Origin of the sequence: Shewanella zhuhaiensis, from assembly GCF_022484835.1 — a bacterium.
Classification (GTDB): domain Bacteria; phylum Pseudomonadota; class Gammaproteobacteria; order Enterobacterales; family Shewanellaceae; genus Shewanella; species Shewanella khirikhana.
In genome coordinates, this window is record NZ_JAKUDL010000002.1 from 426,162 (window position 1) to 443,372 (window position 17,211).

Sequence of the window (17,211 nt, forward strand, 5' to 3'; positions counted from 1 at the left end):
TGGCCGGGGTCCCCACCCATGGCCGAACTTGTCATCTTAGGGCAGGGCGACAATGCCTGCCAGTCGCCTTTCGGCGTCAATTGCAAACAATTGTTGCTGCTGCTCACACCACCGCATTGGCGTGGGAAAAAAGCTCCGCCAGGGTGGCATGGATCCGGGAAAATACCTCATCTTCCTGGCCCCTTGGGATGCGCCCAAGGCTTAAGCGCACCCCATTGGCCGGGCCGCCAAAATCCGACAGACTGCGGCCAAGGATCCCCTGACTTGCCAGGGCGCCGATAAGGTGACTGGCACGGTAGCCCTCGGGCAACATCAGCAACCCATTGAGCCCACGGCTTTTTGCTTCCAGCCCTAGGTCATTTGCCATGGCGATAAAGCGCTGCTGCAGGCCGGTTATCCAGCTGTCGCGGTGCTGGTGCACGCCGCCTGCACGGATAAGATCGCAGCCAAGCTCAATCAGTAGCGGTGACACCATCCAGCACTGGGCGTGAATAAGTTGATTGATGCGGCCAAGCAGTCTTGGCGGCGTGAGCATAAAGCCAAAACGAATACCGCCGGCAAAGCGTTTCGACAAGCTGCTGATGTACACCACAGAGTCAGCATCTCCCGCCAATTGCCACAATGGCAGTTGCCACTCATCAGCGGTGCAGTAATTTACATCGTCTTCGATGACAGTGATCCCATGATGGCGGGCAAGGGCCAGTACCTGGCGCCTTTGGCGCTCGCTGTAGCCGATGCAGCCCGGGTTCTGGCTGTTGGGAGTGAGGTACATGGCCTTGGGGCTGTGGCGCAGTATTGCTTCCTCAAGGGCTGCTAAATCGAGGCCATCATCGGTTAACGCCACCCCGGCCAGATTGAGTTTAAGCTCGGCGGCGGCCTTATTCAGACCTGGATAACACCAGGCTTCGTGCAGCACCCAGTCGCCCGGTTCACAGCAACTGGCCAGTGCGGCATAGAGCGCCTGCTGCGCCCCCTGGGTGAATACCAGTTTGCCACCAAAGTCGTCTATCCCCATGTTTTTGAGGTAATCGAAAACTGTGCTGTGCTGCGCATCCAAAGGGGCGGCGTGATAATCAAGCAGGCTGGCCAGCCGATGCGGGTCGCGGCCAAGGCGATACAGTACTTCACCAAGCACAGTGGCCTGATCGGTAATGGCTTGTTGGCAGGTGGCCAAATCAAGTGGGCCTTGCTGCACGTGGCTGAGCTGACGCACATAGGTGCCGTCACCGACACGGGCCTCTACCCAGCCACGGTGGATAGCCAAGGTATAGGCGCGGGTGACAGTACCTAAGGTGATACCCAGTGCATAGGCCAGTCGCCGCTGGGGAGGCAGCTTACTGCCGGGGGTCAGAATACCTTCATCGATGGCTTCGCCGATGGCACTGGCGAGCTTTTCGTATTTGCTGCCGCTGAACTTTTCCAGCGAAGGCACCCAAATTGTACGCATGACAATATTCCCATTGATCTCATTTTGTCTCGATATAGTATGGAAATAATTCAGTGATTTCCAGCCTGTAATGTATCAATACAATTTTGAGGTTGTTTATGGATCCGACCCTGACCACTCTAATAGTTTCAGCGGCATTGTTCTGCGCCACCATGACCATGACTCCCGGCCCCAACAATGTGCTGTTGGCCCAGTCCGGGGCCAATTTTGGGGTGCGGCGCACCTTGCGCCATGTGGTGGGTATTCGGCTTGGCACTACCTCATTGCACGTGGCGGTATTGCTTGGGCTTGGCACTTTGTTTGAAGAGTTTCCGATGCTGCATCAAAGCCTTAAGCTGGTAGCACTGGCGTACCTGCTATGGCTTGCCTATAAAATTGCCACCGCGCCGACCGGGGATAACAACGGCGGGCGCACCGAACCTATGGGAGTGATGGAGGCCGCAGTCTTTCAGTGGATTAACCCCAAAAGCTGGCTTGCGGTAATGACGCTTTGCAGTGCTTTTACCCTCGCGGGCGATGGTTACTGGTACAGCGCCCTGATGATGGTGCTGGTATTCAATCTGGTGGGACTGCCCGCTTCATTCACCTGGGTGTTCCTCGGGCAGGCAATTGGTCGTTTTCTCAATACCGCCGGACGCAGACGCGGCTTTAACCTGGCCATGGCGATATGCCTTTTGGCGACTCTGCCGATGGTCGTTTTGTGATAGTGGCTCGCTAATGGTGCTAAGGTAAGCTAAGAGTTACCTCACTCACTCTCATGAGCCTGGCCCCGGAGGCGGCCGCTTTTGTGGCCTCTCTAAATGACCTCCCAAGAGACAGCAACTTTGCATCCGTTTCAGCCCATCGCACCCGAAAAGCTGACACAAATCTGTCATTCATTGGACTATTTTTGCTGGCGGGGATAGACAAATTACGCTAATTCAAGGATAAGGCAGGGAATTGACAGTGTTTGCAAGGAGTGGGCATGTCGCGTGTGTTGTCCCTGATGCCGGGACTGGCATCAATCAAAGATTATCAAAAAGACTGGTTAAAGGATGACGTCAGGGCTGCCTTGTCGGTCAGTGCAGTGGCTTTGCCGGTGGCGATTGCCTATGCCCAGCTCACGGGCGTGAATGCCCTGGTGGGTCTGTATTCCTGTATCTTGCCAATGCTGGTGTACGCGCTTTTTGGCACCTCCAGGCAGTTGATTGTTGGCCCGGATGCGGCCACCTGCGCCGTGATTGCCGCCGTGGTGACCCCACTTGCTGCTGGAGACAGCATCAAGCACTGGCAGCTGGTGATGACCATGACTGCCATGACCGGTTTTTGGTGCTTACTGGCCAGTCGCTTCAAGCTTGGGATCCTGGCCGACTTTTTGTCCAAACCCATTCTGATGGGGCTGCTCAACGGGGTGGCCATTACCATTATCGTCGGTCAGGCATCCAAAATTTTGGGCTTCAGTTTTGACGAGCGTTATCTGCTTGACCGCCTTGCCGCTGCGCCTGGCTATTTCAGTCAAATTCACTGGGCAACGCTTGCCATGAGCCTCAGTGCCGTGTTGGTGTTTTTGCTGGTAAAACGGATTAAACCCAACTGGCCAGCGGCCATGGTGGTGATTGTTGCCTGTACTCTGGTGGCCTGGGCCGGAGGGCTTGAGCGCTTCGATGTGGCGCTGGTGGGGGATTTAAGCAGCAATATGCCGACATTTCAGTTGCCTGCGTTTGATATCGGGCTTGCCCGTGAACTGGTGATGCCAGCGCTGAACCTGGCCATGGTGAGCTTTGTGAGCATGATGCTGACGGCCCGAAGCTTTGCGGCCAAAAATGGCTATGATATTGACCCCGATAAAGAATTCCGTGCCTTGGGACTTGCCAATATTGCGTCTGCTTTCTCTCAGGGCTTTGCGGTAAGTGGCGCCGATTCGCGCACGGCAGTGAATGATGCCAGTGGCGGCAAGAGTCAGTTGGTGTCGGTAATCGCCGCGCTGGTGATTGGAATTGTTGCCTGGTTTTTTACTGCGCCGCTGTCGTTTATCCCTCAGGCCGCCCTTGGCGTGGTGCTGGTGGTGGCGTCCTGGTCGCTGATTGACCTGAAAACCCTGTGGAAGCTTAGAAAACGGGACAACCGGGCGTTTTTGCTCGCGGCCACCACCTTTGTGGCTGTGCTCTTGATTGGAGTCATTCCCGGGATCACCCTGGCGGTGCTGCTGGGATTGTTTCAGTTTTTGCAGGTGGTAATGCGCCCAAGCGATCAGTGTTTAGGGCTGGATTCCAAAGGGACACTGCGAAGCCTGGACGGCTCAGATAAAGCAACTCCGGTACCCGGCGTGTTTATTTACCGTTTCAACTCGCCGCTGACCTACTTTAACGCCAGCTATTTCAAGCGCCGGCTGATAGAGAAAATCGCTGCCGAGGCGGAAACGCCGGATGTGGTGATTATCGATGCTGTGCCTTGTTTTACTCACCCTGACATCAGTGTGATGGCAATGCTGTCGGATCTGTTTAATTTCTTTAAACGGCGCCATATACGGCTGATATTGGCAGGGCGAAAACGTCAGCTGATAAGCTGGTGTGATGCCCAGGGGATCCCCACAGGGGATGGTGGCCTGCTTATTCGCTCGGATCTCTATCTGGCACTGAAGATGAGTCAGTCTTATAAGCAGGCGGTGGCAGACGGTCAGGCGCCGGTGCTGAAGCGGCCGCCGGATTTGGATTTGGTGCTGGAGCACAGCCAGATCTGATGGCAGAGTTAATTGGATACAAAAAGCCCCGCATTGGCGGGGCTTCTTTTTGTGCGTATGACTCTGGCCTGCTGCGCATCTGAATCGCGTATTTTGCGTCCCAGGTTTATTCACGTCCCAGCATATCGCAGGGGATCAGGCCTTGATAAAAATAGTATCCGGCCGGGCCCAGACTCAAACTCAACACACACCACAGCAGTTTTTGCGCGGGTGTTATTTTTGCATCGTTGCTGATGGCCTTATAGCCAAAAAGGCAATGCAACACCACAAGCAAGATAAGCAGCGATAAAATCGTGATTTCCATATACAAACCTTAAGGTTTTCCCAGAAAGGCTGCGCGTCGTGCGCTCTCCCCAATGCCTCGGATAATGGTCCCAAAAGACCCTTATCATCCTTGTTGTACCCTGAACGGTAATGCGCTTGTTATGGTTAAAAGTCCGAACAGAAACTGGTACTAACGTGCAGAAGTTTAACGGTATGACGCTCTCGTTGCCACCGTAAATTGAAAAAGGACCCAAAAATAATCCACATTTGTGAGCCACTCTTTTTGTTTGACCCAAGCCGATGCGATTTGTTCACTTGGGTCTTGCTGTTTTACCCAAGTTACGGCAGGGAAAAGAATATATCCATTAAAAACAGCGCCTTGTAAAGACGTTAGAAGTCGTCCAGTGCCGAGGGAATAATTTCGCTATCGAGCCGCAGCAGCAGCCCAAGCTGGGCCATGTGTTTCTTTTCCCGCTTTAGGTCTTTAAGCAACATGTCCACCCGCGCGCTTTGCTCGGGGATTAGCGCAAGCTCGTTATCTCCAAGGGGCGAGCAGCTTAACCGCAGCGAGCGGGCAACCCGGCCAAGGTTCACCAAAATCGCCAGTCGCAGTAAACACAGCAATTTGACCAATATTTCGCGGCGGCCATCGGGCAAGGCGTTGATATTGTCGAACTGGGGCTTTTTGTGCTGATTGCCAATCAGCATCGCAAGATCTTGCTGCAGATCTTCGGAAAAACCAGGCAAGTCACTGTTGGCAATAATGTAGTTGCCATGCTTGTGATGGGCGCGGGAGCTGATATGAATGCCGATTTCGTGCAGCGAGGCGGCGTAGGCCAACAGACGCGCATGGGGACGGATATTCCAGGCGTCGGCCACGGCATCAAACAAAGTCATGGCGGTGGTGCGTACCCGGGCGCCATGTTTGGTATCCACATGATAAAGCTGGGCAATGCTCTCTACGGTGCGGTGGCGAATGTCCTGAGACTGGTCGATTTGCGCAAGCTCATACAGCACGCCTTCACGCAGGGCGGCGGGTGTGGGCTCGAGCTTTTCAATTTCGAGGCGTTTGAAAAAGCCGATAAGGATTGCCAGGCCTGCAGGCACCAAAATAATCCGCTTGCGGTCGATATTGGCAAATTCCAGCGCATCCACATGCCCGGCCTGCACCAGCTTTAACTTAAGCTCCTTGAGCCGTGCCAGGGTCACAGTCTCTTCGCCGACGGTTTCGGCCAGCGCCTCACAGATGGCTTTTACAGAGCCGGAGCTGCCGAGTACCAGGTCCCAGCGGCCATCGAAATACTCTTTCGACAGTGAGGAAAACTGCTTGTCGGCCGCGGCCTGCGCAGCGCGAAAGGCACTTAAGCTGAGTTTGCCGTCGGCAAAGAAGCGCTCGTTGTAGCTCACACAGCCACAACGCAAACTGGATAGCTTAACTGGCTGACTTTTCTCGCCGATGACGACCTCGGTTGAGCCGCCGCCGATGTCGATAACCAGATTGTGTTTTTCCAGCACCTGACTTTGGGCAATGCCAGAATAGATAAGACGCGCCTCTTCATGGCCGGAAATCACTTCAATCGGGTAGGGCAGTACGGTCAGCGCCGCTTTGAGGAATTTATCACGGTTTCGTGCCACCCTCAGTGTGTGGGTGGCCACCAGGCGTACCCGGGTTTCACACAGATCCGAAAAGCGCAGACTGAAGTTGCGCAGACACTCGAGTCCGCGGGCGATGGCCTCATCGGACAGATAGCCCTCGGGGCTCAGGCCCTGGGCCAGCCGTACCTGTTCTTTTTCTTTGTGCAGGATCTGCAAACTGCCATCCTGCTCTCTGGCAATCATTAAATGAAAGCTGTTGGAGCCCATGTCGATGGCCACAAAATGACGCTGAAGGCTTGCTGACAAATATTTTCTCCCGATTAACTCAACCAGCGGCCGCGAGTGAAGCTGCGTCTGCGGTTTTTGACTCGGCACACGCGGCTTCAGTGTCCATTAGGTCACTGCTACCATCGCCAGCCGAAAGGCCTGTCAGCTCCTCGACTTTGGCCGCTTCTTCCGCTCTGGCTTGTGCTTCGGCCATTTCCCTGGCAACTTCCTCGGCGATGCGTGCCCGCTCAAGTTTTTCGTACTGGCAAAGATACTGATATACCGCAATTTGGGAGCGTACTTTACGTTTATTTCCGCGATTGCGATAGGGATTGCTTTGCTCTTTGTTGATGATACGCGCCTTGGTGTTGTCGGACAGCTGCAACGCCAGCAAGTCAATCACCATTTGCTTGAGGCGCGGATCATAAATAGGAGTGGTCACTTCTATTCGGCTGTCGATATTGCGGCTCATCCAGTCGGCGGAGCACAAAAACAGCTTATTTTCGCCACCGGCATAGAACTGCATCACCCGCGAGTGCTCCAGGAAACGGTCGACAATACTGATGACTTCGATGTTGTCGCTGATCCCATCGATGTGAGGGATAAGCGAGCACATGCCGCGAATGATCAGACGTATTTTCACTCCGGCCATGGAGGCATCATAGAGTTTGCCGATCAGTTGCTCGTCCACCAGGTTATTGAGCTTGAGGGTAATAGCGGCCTTGCCGCCCATGCGGGCGTTGAGGATTTCATCATCAATCAGCGAAATCAGCTTTTGTCTGGCGTCAAAGGGCGACACTATCAAATGGCAGAAGTTATCACGTCTGTAAGGATGCTCAATTAAATCAAATACCTGCTCAACTTCGCGGGCAATTTCCTGATTGGCGGTAAACAGCGAAAGGTCGGTGTACACCTTGGCGGTGCCTTCGTTGAAGTTACCTGAGCCCACATGACAATAGAGGCGGGTTTCTCCTTGTTCTTCACGGCCTATCAAACAGAGTTTCGAGTGCACCTTGAGGGTAGGAATACCGTGGTGCACCTTAACGCCGGCTTCGGCGAGGATGCGGGTCCATTCGATATTGTGCTCTTCATCGAACCGGGCGCGAAGCTCAATCACCGCGGTTACCTGCTTACCGTTTTTCACCGCATCGATAAGCGATTGCATCACCCGCGACTTTTTGGCTACCCGGTACAGGTTGATTTTGATGAATTTTACCGCCGGGTCGAAGGCGGCCTGGCGTACAAGCTCGGTAAAATGTGAGAACTTGTGGTACGGGTAGTTGAGCATGATATCGCCCTTGGCAATGGCATCGAAGCTGTTGCCACAGCGCTCAAAGCCGGCGCTGTCGAGGGCAGGAAGTTTGTCATTTTCCAGATACTTGCGCCCCGGATTGGGGAAAGCGATAAAGTCTTTGAAACTGTGATAACGGCCGCCGGGCACCAGACACTCGGTGGAACTTATTCCCAATTGTTCCTTGAGCATCATCAGCATATGCTCCGGCATATCCCGGTCGTACACCAGGCGCACCGGCTCGGCGGTCAGGCGTTTTTTCAGGCCGCGGGTCATCTTCTCAAGCTGACTTTGATCCAACTCATCGGTGATATCAAAATCGGCATCGCGGGTGAGCTTCATCGAGAACGCATCAATGCTTTCGTACTCAAAGAAGGGCGAGAACAGGTCATCAAGGCAGTGACGAATGATGTTATCAAGCAAAATCAAATGCTTTTTAGCTTTCGATTTTTCTGCAGGTAACTCAACAAAGCGGGGCACATTTTTAGTGGGTACTTCCACAAGCGCATACTGACGGCGGTCTTTTGCGTGCAGGCATACCGCCAGATAGGTGGCGTTATCGGCAATGTGTTTTACCACAGAGCGGTGGCTTGAGATGATCAGCGGCGCAATATGGCGCTTAAGGTGATCGCGAAAATGCACCTTCAGCCACTGGCTGTGAAATTCATTCAGCTGGGATTCGTTGATAAGCAGAATGTTGCGGCGAATAAGCTCGCGCATCAGCTCGCCATAAATGGTGTCAAAGCGCTCCTGCAGGGTCAGTACCCGGGTCTGGATTTTGGCCATCAAATGGCGGCTGTTATTGCGGCCTTCCTGCAAGCTGGACAGCAGGATCCCACGCCGGACTGAGGCTACCCGTACCCGGAAAAATTCATCCATGTTGGAGGAGAAGATCCCCAGAAACCGAATGCGCTCTACCAGGGGGACGTCGGGATCACAGGCTTCCTGAAGCACCCGTTCATTGAAAGACAGCCAGGAAAGTTCCTTGTCGATAAACATCTTGTCTGTATTGGGAGACACTCGAAAACTCCTTTGAGCGCACGCAGCCGGCAGGCTGATATAGGCACACAATATCAGGCGCTTATGACTTTGAAAACCGGTGGTTCACCGTAAATGCAAAGCATCGCCAAGTTATTGTGAATATTGAAAAAGTATACTCGATTGACTGAGATTACTTCAAAAATGTGTCAGATTTATGAAGTGCGGCTGCTGTGGCCGCTATCAAGGCTTTTACGCCAAAGGCTTTCAAGGCAGGCGTCAATTTGATAACGTGGCCGGCTTTTTAACGCCAGCGGGGAAATTAGCGTGTTTGCAGGATTTGACTATGGCAGTGCCAACTGTGCTCTGGCGCTGTGGGAAGAAGGCAGTGTAAAGATGTTGCCCATCGGCGATCAGGGCTCCGACTACCTGATGTCCGTGGTCTACGCGCTGGATGTCAGCTTCATCACCGAGGCTTTAGTGGCCAGGTTGCCAAAGGATAAAGCCACTGAACTTGCGGCCAATCGCAGTGCCGAGCTTGCCCGCGCCCGGCGGATGCGCAGTGAGCTTGATTTACTCGCTGGCGATGACACTGTGTTCATTGGTGAGGCGGCGCTCAGCGCCTACCTTGAAACCCCGGAAGAAGGCTTTTTCGTGCGCTCACCCAAATCCTTTTTGGGCGCAACGGGCCTTAGGGCCGAGCAGGAAGCGCTGTTTGAAGACATAGTCACCCTGATGATGCTTGAGGTAAAAAACCGTGCCGATAAACTGCTGGGTGAAGCCGGGCCCTTAAGCCGCGCCGTGATTGGCCGACCGGTCAACTTCCAGGGCATTGGCGGCGATGCGGCCAATCAGCAGGCCGAGCGGATTTTACGTACCGCAGCGGGGCGTGCAGGCTTCAAAGACGTGCACTTTTTGTTTGAGCCACTGGCGGCTGCCTTCGACTATGAAGCCAAACTCGACAGCGACAGCCGGGTGCTGGTGGTGGACGTGGGCGGCGGTACTACCGACTGCTCGCTGGTACAAATGGGCCCAAGCCGCCGTGATATCAGCGATCGTGCTGATGATTGCCTCGGCCATAGCGGCCAGCGTATCGGCGGTAACGATTTGGATATCGCGCTGGCGATGGAATGTTTGATGCCCCACTATGGCCTCGGCAGTGAGCTGTTAACCGGTAAACCTATGCCGCGGCAAACCTTTTGGCAGGCAGTGGCCATCAATGATGTGGGTGCGCAGCGGGAGTTCTTTTCTCTGGGTTACGCCACCTTGCTCAAAGAGCTGAAAAAGGATGCCAAAGATCCAGCGCCACTGACCCGGCTTGAAAAGCTTAGGCGCGATCAGCAGCATTATCAGTTGGTTAAAGCTGCTGAGCTTGGCAAAATTGCTTTAAGTGACGAGATTCAAACTCAGGTCATTCACCCCGATGGTGACCCAAGTGATATAGGTCGTGATGACTTTGATGCGGCGATTTCTCCCCTGATGGGTCGGATCGAAGCCCTGATGTTGGCAGCTGTGGGGGACAAGGGCGCGCCGGAAGTGATATATGTTACCGGCGGCAGTAGCCGTTGCCCCTCGGTGGCAAGCCGCATTGCGGCTGTGTATCCTGAGGTGCCTGTGGTGTATGGCGACCACTTTGGCTCTGTAACCTCGGGCCTTGCCCGCCGCGCCGCACTTATTTTTGCGGACTGACGTTTGCAGACTGATAGGGCTAACGCCGCAGTGCAAATCTGAACAAAAAGGAGCGAGTCCATGGGAAATCCACTGAAACAACTCAGCGCGGCCGCCTTGCTGCTCACCACCGGCCTTATCGGCGGCTGTGGTGATGATGTGGGGAAGGTCAGCCTTGGGCTTTTTACCACCAAGGATGTGGTGATAGATGCGCGAAAAGATCCCAAGGTGCCCGGGGTAACCTGTCATATCAGCCGGGTTGAAGCGGATTTGTCCCTTGCCGACCCTTCCGATATGTCGATAAGTTGCCGCCAGACCGGACCAATCCTGCCATCTCAAATTGAAGCGATTGATAAAGGTAAAAGTGGCGAGGTGGTGTTTTCAAGCTCCTTAAGCGTGCTGTTCAAAACCTTGAAAGTGAGGCGGATTTACGATGCAGACTCCCAAAGCCTGCTGTATTTGTCTTACTCGACCAAGGAAACCTCCGGCAGCCATAAACATTCGCTCTCCACAGTGCCTCTGTATGGCACTGACGCCTGGCAGGCGCCTGGCGTGATCCAGGGCAAGGTGTCCGAAAAATCGTCGGGCTCGCCAGCAAAAGCGCCCGCAACTGAGCCCACAACTACGGCCAACTGAAATTGGCGCGCAGGTTTCCCTTCATATAAAAAAGCCCGGCATTGCCGGGCTTTTCGCTATTGAGCCGTTATCCAACTGCTTTTTTACAGCGGCCTATTAGCTACTGCGCAGCATTATTCCACGACGATGCGAGCGTTTACCGGCTGTACCGGACGGGCATTGTTGGAATAGACCGAGGTGAATGCCTTCAGCTCGTCAGCAGACAGGGTTTGTACCTGCTTGAGCACCACCCAGCGCACGCCTTCAGAGCAAGGTGGCGTGGTCAGTGAACCGTTGAAACGGAAGTAATCCAGGCTCTGTGGGAAGAAGGCCTTGGGCGACAGCTCGGCGCCAAATGGCACGGCGTCAGAAGCCTTGGCCGGATAAGCCGGCGCGAGGGCGGCAAAGCCTGGGTTTGAGGCGCCTTCTTCGAACATGATGCCAATCACTGCCAGACGGCCATCGGCATCGGCGTGCACGAAGTGAGCTTCAAGCGGGTATTGCTTGCCATTGATGGTGTTTTCGCTGGGGGCGTGCATGTGCACCTGCTTCAGCTCAAAGCTGTTGCCTTCAAGGGTGAGCTGGTTGCCAGTGCCAAAGTTGGCCTGCAGGGTGTGGCCATTGTTGATCACAGACGCTACTTTGCCCTGATAATCCAGTTGCAGCGGTGACAAATCGGCATCGGCTAGGGCACGAATGTCGATTGGGCTTTGGTTTACGCCTTGTTTACACAGGGCAAATTCATTTTTCAGTGATCCCCAATGCTCAGGGGCTCCTTTGCCTTCATATGACCAGTGGCCTTCACCGGCAACCGCAGTGCCGGCAAGCGCCAGCAGGGCGCCGGCAATCACAGATTTGTTGAATGAAATGCTCATGTCAGTTCCTTTTTATTAATGTGGTTTTTGCTGATCGCGGCTAAGCTAGTGTCCAATCATTAACTGAAACTTAACAATTCCCTTGGGTGAGTGTTTCACTTAGAAAAAAACCTCACCAAAGTGAGGTTTTTGTTATAAACGTACGCCAGCCGAATTATTTGCCCGCCATCGCCTCGTGGTAGCGGGCGAAACCGGCTTCGAGATCGGCTATCAAATCCTCGGGATCTTCAAGGCCGATATGCACCCGGATAAGCGGTTTGCTGGCATCCCAGCGGGTGGCCGAGCGAATGTTCTGGATCCCCGACACCCATAAAATCAGGCTTTCATAACCACCCCAGGAAAAGCCCATTTTGAAGTGGTGCATGCCTTCCACAAAGGCGGTCATAGCTTCGGCAGTGCCTTCTTTGAGCACAAAGGAAAACAGGCCATTGCTGGCGGAAAAATCGCGCTTGAAGAACTCGTGCCCCGGGCAGCTGGGAAAGGCCGGATGGCGCAGGTGGTCTACCTCAGGACGACTTTGCAGCCAGTTGGCAACCGCAAGGGCATTCTTTTCGTGCTGCGCCATACGTACGCCCAGAGTGCGAAGACCCCGGGCGGCAAGATAGGCATCGTCCGCCGAGGTGGTTTGCCCCAGCAGATAGCTGTGTTCACGCAGCTGATCCCAGTACTGTTCAGAGGCTGTCGCCGTTCCCATCATCACGTCCGAGTGGCCAACGATGTACTTGGTGGCAGCCTGAATCGAGATATCTACGCCCATCTCGAACGGACGCGAATTGATAGGTGAGGCCCAGGTATTATCCAGCATCACAATCAAGCCGTGCTCGTGGGCAATACGCGCCAGGGTTGGCACATCCTGCACTTCCATGGTGATGGAGCCGGGTGATTCGAGGAACAGCACCTTAGTGTTGGGGCGGATAAGTGCGGCGATATCCTGGCCGATGAGCGGATCGTAATAAGTGGTTTCGATGCCGTAGCCTTTAAGCACCTTATCGCAAAGATCCCGGGTAGGCTCGTAGGCGCTGTCAACCATCAGCAGGTGATCGCCATTCTTGAGGAATGCCAGCAGACTGCCGGCAATGGCGGCGGCGCCGCTTGGGTAGAGTGCCGTGCCTGCACCGCCTTCCAGTTCAGCAATGGCGGCCTGAAAACCAAAGTGGGTAGGGGTGCCGCGACGGCCATAAAACATCTCACCATTGTGTTTGTTTTTGGCGGCAAAGCGCATCTCCTCGAGGGAGTCGAACACTATGGTGGAGGCGCGGAACACAGGTGGGTTTATCACCCCTTTGCTGTACTTTTTATCACGTCCCAAACTGACAATCTTGGTGGCGGTTTTCAGGTTTTTCTCTGTCATGGGTATATCCTGTACCTCAAGGCATATAATTTGGCCATCTTACCATGTAGATGGCTAAATGCGAGTGATCGAAGGCATCAAGGTAAAGCAAAGCCTGATTGTAAAGGCACAGCAGCCCTGGCTTACGCTCTGCGTTTTTGCTTGTTCTTTCCCGATGTTTTCCCTTCTTTTCTGGCTCTTTGTGTCTATTTTTCTATCTGTCTTTCGCGTATATGCCAACGCAGCAATTCGTCCGTCTGTACAAAAACTCACCACGGATGCAGGATTGCTGTTTTGGCAGTTCTGTTTAGCCTGCAATTGGCACAATCTAAATGGACAATCAGCAATGTCATCAGTGCTGGGGCAGCAGTAAGGTGAAAATTACTCCATCACCAGCGGGCTGGTTACTGCCGGCGAGGCTGCCGCCGTGGAAATCGGCAATCAGTCTTGCGATATAAAGCCCAAGGCCCAGGTGTGGTTTGCTGTCCTGAGTCGCGGGGCGAACGGTGATCATCGAGTCAAAAATCCGCTCCGCCATGTCCGCGGGTAGCAAGGGGCCTTTGTTGGCAACGCTCAGGCTGATTTGCCGCTGGCTATGACCAAGCGATATCTCGATGGTCGAGTCTTTTTCCATAAATTCCAGTGCATTACTAAAGAGCTTGTCGAGCAGCTGCGCCAGATATTCGGGCACGCCTTTCATCTGATAATTGCCCTCAGCTTCACTGAGCTGAATACGGATTTGAGGGTAGGTGAGCTGATAGCCCTGCACGCAGCCGCGGATAACCCTGGAGGCATCGAAACTGATGGCTTCGGCCTGGGATAGCGACTGCTCAAGCCGGGTGGCTTCACTCATATTGGCCAGAATAAGACTCAGGCGACTGACCCCTTCCTGGGCCCGTTCAACGTATTTTTGCTTATCTTCCCCGAGTGGCTGCATCGACAGATGCTCGAGACTTGAGCGTACCACGGCGACTGGGGTTCTCAGTTCATGGCCGAGGCGAGAGGACATGTTTTCCAGATACTGAGTGTACTGGGATAGCCGCTGCACCATGCCTGAAAGCGAGCGTGACAGATCGCCAATTTCATCCAGCGATTTGGATGGCACTATGCTGGCTTTTACCCGGCCCTGGGCATCGATGGCACTGTCGGCCTGATCGCGCAAATTGCGGATCCGGCTGGAAATATTGGAGGCGAAGAAAAACAGCGCCAGGGTGCCCATGCTCATAATGGTCAAAATCACGTTGAAGAGTTTTTCCAGCGCTCGGTTACGCAGGGTGCGAATACCGTGGGTGGTTTCTTCGGCCACCACGGCGCCCATCACCTTATCGTCAATCCAGATGGGGCTTGCGGCCGCGAGCACCACGGCCTTGTTGTCAGGCGTCAGGCGCCAGGTGCTGGCGGGGTTACCGTTCAGCGCACGTTGTATATGGCTGCCCTCAAGCTCGGTGGAGTCCTGCAGGCCATCGATAAAGTCCTTTGGCGGCTTGGTCAGCACCCGGTAGTAAAGCGGGTAAAGATACTGCTGCACAAAGTGCTCCAACATGCCTTCGGGTTTGTCGTTTTCGATGGCGCGGGTCCAGACACTGTCGCCATTGCGGATATCGCCCGAGCGTGCCAGCACCCGGCCATGGCGATCCACCACCCAAATACGGGCGCTGTTATGGCTCATCCCCTTGATAATGGCTTCGATTTCCGGAGAAGGTACCAGCACTGTGCCCAGATTATCCGGGGTATCTGTGGCCGAGGTACCGGTAATGCCTTCGATATCGCGAGTTCGGGGATTGTTGACATCATGGAGGGCAAAACTGATTTTGCCGCCAAGCATTTCCAGCGGGATCCTAAGCTCGATGTTGTAGCCTGTGGCCGAGGTGTGCCATTGGCCCTGAATACGCACTTCCGGTAATGCAGGCAAACTCAATGCCGCATCGGCGGGCAGCTCAAAGGCGTTTACCCAGCCATCTTTTTGGGTTGATACTACGTAACGGTGGAAAAATCCGGCGCCATCCAGAGTGGCAATGGCGAGATGATCGTTTCTGTCGACCCTCAGGCTGTTGCGGCCGCGGTACACAGGATGCGGGTCAGTGACTTCAAAAAAGGCGTACAGATAATTGCCGTAGCGGCCAATCATATGGTTGAAACTGAGCTTGCTGGTTGCCTGGGGCAGCAGCTGCATATCGGCGCCATAATGCATGGTTTTGTGCCGATAGGGCTCCCAGTCATCCAGTTTGCCGTCCAGCTGAATTGGCCCCGAAAGCGGGTGAGCATAAAGATCTTTGCGTTTTTCAACCTGGGCAAGGAAGCTGCTTTGGCTGTCAAACAGCCGTGGCCGCTCGTGCAGCGCGGTGGCAAGCGCTGCGGTGGTGCCCTCCAGGGTGCGTTCCTGACCGTGGCGCAGGTACTTTTCCATTTCCCACACATATTGGTAGCCAAGCCAGGGCAGGCACAGCAAAAACGCAGAAAGAATAATGACCTTGGAGCGCAGGCCTAGCGGCAGTCTTATCATCAGCCCTGACTATCCCAGCGGTAACCCATGCCGTACACGGTATCTATGCAGTCAAAGGCTTCATCGGCGGCAATAAACTTTTTACGAATGCGCTTTACGTGGCTGGTAATAGTGCTGTCATCCACATAGATTTTGGCTTCCTGCATCAGCTCTGTGCGGCTGCGTACATGGCCTGGGTGACGCGCCAGCGCGTGAACCATCCAGAATTCGGTGACCGTCAGTTCAATCGGGCGCTCCTGCCAGTACACCTGAATACGGTTGGCATCTATGGTCAGTGGCCCGCGCACCATCAGGTTTTCCGGTTCAGAAGGCGCACTCAACTGCTCGCAGCGGCGAAACAGCGCCGCCAGCCTTGCCAGCAAATGCGGAAAGCTCACTTCCTTGGACAGATAATCGTCGGCACCAAGCCGCAGGCCGGTCACTGTATCAAAGTCACTGTCTCTGGCGGTAAGAAAGATAATCGGCAAGGTGGCAGACATGGCCCGCAAACTCTGGCACAGGGTAAAACCACCGTCGATTTCACCTTCCAGGCCAATGTCGATAATGGCCAGATCCGGCAAGCGGGTTTGAAAGGCAACCATGGCGTCGGGGCGGTTGGCGAAGGTCTGTACCTGATAGCCGTGTGACTGCAGCACATCCTTGTAATTTTCGCGAATGGCAGCTTCATCTTCGACAATGGCGATACGTTTCATTTTCAAGCTCATTACTGCGGCCCACTGCTGGAGACCGGGGCCTGTTATCCAATCTATGGCCGACTATACAGCAATTTAGCGCTATTGAAAGCGAGCCCCGACGATTGCCATTTTGTTGCCACAATTGATAGTCGAACTGCCATTTTTGCTCCCTTCGGTTGCCATTTGACCGCGTTTTAATAAGTCCATCAACAACAGGCCGCTGCGGCGGTAAAGACAAGGAATGATGACTTATGAAAACCAAACTGATTGCCAGCCTCGTAACCCTGACACTGATGACCCCGGCTGCCTATGCCGAAGAACGTGAGCACACTGAAGAGCTGGTGGGCCTGGGTTCGGGGGCGCTGATTGGCGCAGCAGTCGGCGGCCCTGTTGGCGCCATTATCGGTGCGTTTGCCGGCGGCATTATCGGTAAGTCAGTTGGCGATGAAGAAGAGATTAAGTCGCAGCAGGTGGCAATTGCTGAGCAGGACAAGCAAATTCAGGCCCTGGCGGAGCGCAGCGCCAACTATGATGCGCTGGCAAGCGATTACGCCATGACCCGGGCTCAGCTTAACTCGCTCCACGCAGCCCGTGAAGCCAAGCTCACAGAGCTTACCCTCGGCCTTAACGTGCAGTTCAAAACCGGCTCATCGGAAATTGAGCCCCACTTCCAATCCCAGCTGGCGGCAGTGGCCAAGGTGATGGATGCCGACCCAGGTCTGTCCATCGACCTTAAAGGTTTTGCCGACCGCCGCGGCGACAGCGATTACAACCAGGCCCTGTCTGAGCAGCGTCTTGCCAATGTAATTGCCTTCCTTGAGCAGCAGGGCGTTGACAGGGGCAGATTGCAGGGCCAGGCCTTCGGCGCGACCAATCCATTAAACAGTGATGGCAGCTTCGAAACGGACTTCTTCGACAGACGCGTCACCCTTGAGCTGGTGCCCGGCGCTGCGTCCATGGCGGCCAATCAAAGCAACTGATGAG

Annotated in this window: 13 protein-coding genes and 1 pseudogene; 6 read left to right on the forward strand and 8 right to left on the reverse strand. The window is 54.4% G+C overall.

The window, feature by feature from the left end; genetic code table 11:
* Positions 1–103: 103 nt before the first annotated feature.
* On the reverse strand, positions 104–1,447 hold the full coding sequence (locus tag MJ923_RS07490; protein WP_240590545.1) for an aminotransferase-like domain-containing protein: 1,344 nt from the start codon (positions 1,445–1,447) through the stop codon (positions 104–106).
* A 98-nt stretch (positions 1,448–1,545) separates the two neighbouring features.
* Between MJ923_RS07490 and MJ923_RS07495 the strand changes: the two genes are divergently transcribed.
* Both MJ923_RS07495 and MJ923_RS07500 read left to right on the forward strand, forming a co-directional pair.
* Entirely contained in the window at positions 1,546–2,151 is a 606-nt protein-coding gene (locus MJ923_RS07495; protein WP_240590546.1) for a LysE family translocator, read from the forward strand.
* 254 nt (positions 2,152–2,405) lie between these two features.
* Positions 2,406–4,166 (forward strand): SulP family inorganic anion transporter, encoded by a 1,761-nt coding sequence (locus MJ923_RS07500; protein ID WP_420854427.1) that lies wholly within the window; start codon positions 2,406–2,408, stop codon positions 4,164–4,166.
* A 106-nt stretch (positions 4,167–4,272) separates the two neighbouring features.
* Here the strand turns inward: MJ923_RS07500 and MJ923_RS07505 are convergent, their stop codons facing one another.
* From MJ923_RS07505 to ppk1, 3 genes and pseudogenes are all read right to left on the reverse strand, one after another.
* Positions 4,273–4,470: a hypothetical protein gene (locus tag MJ923_RS07505; RefSeq protein ID WP_126167148.1), complete on the reverse strand. Its 198-nt coding sequence runs from the start codon at positions 4,468–4,470 to the stop codon at positions 4,273–4,275.
* Between the two features lie 350 nt (positions 4,471–4,820).
* Positions 4,821–6,293, reverse strand: coding sequence for a Ppx/GppA phosphatase family protein (locus tag MJ923_RS07510; protein ID WP_240590877.1), 1,473 nt, complete (start codon positions 6,291–6,293; stop codon positions 4,821–4,823).
* Between the two features lie 190 nt (positions 6,294–6,483).
* Positions 6,484–8,604 (reverse strand): annotated as a pseudogene (ppk1, locus tag MJ923_RS07515) (polyphosphate kinase 1); the annotation flags it as partial.
* A 285-nt stretch (positions 8,605–8,889) separates the two neighbouring features.
* Between ppk1 and yegD the strand changes: the two are divergent.
* Both yegD and MJ923_RS07525 read left to right on the forward strand, forming a co-directional pair.
* Positions 8,890–10,251, forward strand: a complete 1,362-nt coding sequence (yegD, locus tag MJ923_RS07520; protein ID WP_240590549.1) for a molecular chaperone — start codon at positions 8,890–8,892, stop codon at positions 10,249–10,251.
* A gap of 60 nt (positions 10,252–10,311) precedes the next feature.
* Positions 10,312–10,866: a CreA family protein gene (locus tag MJ923_RS07525; RefSeq protein WP_240590550.1), complete on the forward strand. Its 555-nt coding sequence runs from the start codon at positions 10,312–10,314 to the stop codon at positions 10,864–10,866.
* A 113-nt stretch (positions 10,867–10,979) separates the two neighbouring features.
* On the opposite strand, the gene MJ923_RS07530 is transcribed toward MJ923_RS07525, so the two are convergent.
* Positions 10,980–11,720 carry a carbonic anhydrase gene (locus tag MJ923_RS07530; protein WP_240590551.1) on the reverse strand — a complete coding sequence of 247 codons (741 nt, stop codon included), beginning with the start codon at positions 11,718–11,720 and terminating at the stop codon, positions 10,980–10,982.
* 154 nt (positions 11,721–11,874) lie between these two features.
* Positions 11,875–13,071: a cystathionine beta-lyase gene (locus MJ923_RS07535; RefSeq protein ID WP_240590552.1), complete on the reverse strand. Its 1,197-nt coding sequence runs from the start codon at positions 13,069–13,071 to the stop codon at positions 11,875–11,877.
* A 58-nt stretch (positions 13,072–13,129) separates the two neighbouring features.
* Here MJ923_RS07535 and MJ923_RS07540 point away from each other — a divergent pair, with 58 nt between their 5' ends.
* The gene (locus MJ923_RS07540) at positions 13,130–13,423 is read left to right on the forward strand and encodes a hypothetical protein (RefSeq protein ID WP_240590553.1); all 294 of its coding nucleotides are present in this window, start codon (positions 13,130–13,132) and stop codon (positions 13,421–13,423) included.
* Here the strand turns inward: MJ923_RS07540 and pdsS are convergent.
* Both pdsS and pdsR read right to left on the reverse strand, forming a co-directional pair.
* A complete protein-coding gene (gene pdsS, locus MJ923_RS07545) occupies positions 13,403–15,553 on the reverse strand; it encodes a proteobacterial dedicated sortase system histidine kinase (RefSeq protein ID WP_240590554.1) in 2,151 nt (716 codons plus the stop codon). The genes MJ923_RS07540 and pdsS overlap by 21 nt on opposite strands.
* Entirely contained in the window at positions 15,553–16,245 is a 693-nt protein-coding gene (gene pdsR / locus MJ923_RS07550; RefSeq protein ID WP_240590555.1) for a proteobacterial dedicated sortase system response regulator, read from the reverse strand. The genes pdsS and pdsR overlap by 1 nt, the downstream gene beginning before the upstream one ends.
* Before the next feature lie 233 nt (positions 16,246–16,478).
* Between pdsR and pdsO the strand changes: the two genes are divergently transcribed.
* Positions 16,479–17,207, forward strand: coding sequence for a sortase-associated OmpA-like protein PdsO (gene pdsO / locus MJ923_RS07555; protein ID WP_240590556.1), 729 nt, complete (start codon positions 16,479–16,481; stop codon positions 17,205–17,207).
* The last annotated feature ends 4 nt before the right edge of the window (positions 17,208–17,211 follow it).

Excerpts from the sequence above, each read along its gene's own strand:
- MJ923_RS07490 (WP_240590545.1), bottom strand. The coding sequence starts at position 1,447 with ATGCGTACAATTTGGGTGCCTTCGCTGGAAAAGTTCAGCGGCAGCAAA.
- MJ923_RS07495 (WP_240590546.1), top strand. The coding sequence starts at position 1,546 with ATGGATCCGACCCTGACCACTCTAATAGTTTCAGCGGCATTGTTCTGC.
- MJ923_RS07505 (WP_126167148.1), bottom strand. The coding sequence starts at position 4,470 with ATGGAAATCACGATTTTATCGCTGCTTATCTTGCTTGTGGTGTTGCAT.
- MJ923_RS07510 (WP_240590877.1), bottom strand. The coding sequence starts at position 6,293 with ATGGGCTCCAACAGCTTTCATTTAATGATTGCCAGAGAGCAGGATGGC.
- MJ923_RS07525 (WP_240590550.1), top strand. The coding sequence starts at position 10,312 with ATGGGAAATCCACTGAAACAACTCAGCGCGGCCGCCTTGCTGCTCACC.
- MJ923_RS07530 (WP_240590551.1), bottom strand. The coding sequence starts at position 11,720 with ATGAGCATTTCATTCAACAAATCTGTGATTGCCGGCGCCCTGCTGGCG.
- MJ923_RS07535 (WP_240590552.1), bottom strand. The coding sequence starts at position 13,071 with ATGACAGAGAAAAACCTGAAAACCGCCACCAAGATTGTCAGTTTGGGA.
- MJ923_RS07540 (WP_240590553.1), top strand. The coding sequence starts at position 13,130 with ATGCGAGTGATCGAAGGCATCAAGGTAAAGCAAAGCCTGATTGTAAAG.
- pdsS (WP_240590554.1), bottom strand. The coding sequence starts at position 15,553 with ATGATAAGACTGCCGCTAGGCCTGCGCTCCAAGGTCATTATTCTTTCT.
- pdsR (WP_240590555.1), bottom strand. The coding sequence starts at position 16,245 with ATGAAACGTATCGCCATTGTCGAAGATGAAGCTGCCATTCGCGAAAAT.
- pdsO (WP_240590556.1), top strand. The coding sequence starts at position 16,479 with ATGAAAACCAAACTGATTGCCAGCCTCGTAACCCTGACACTGATGACC.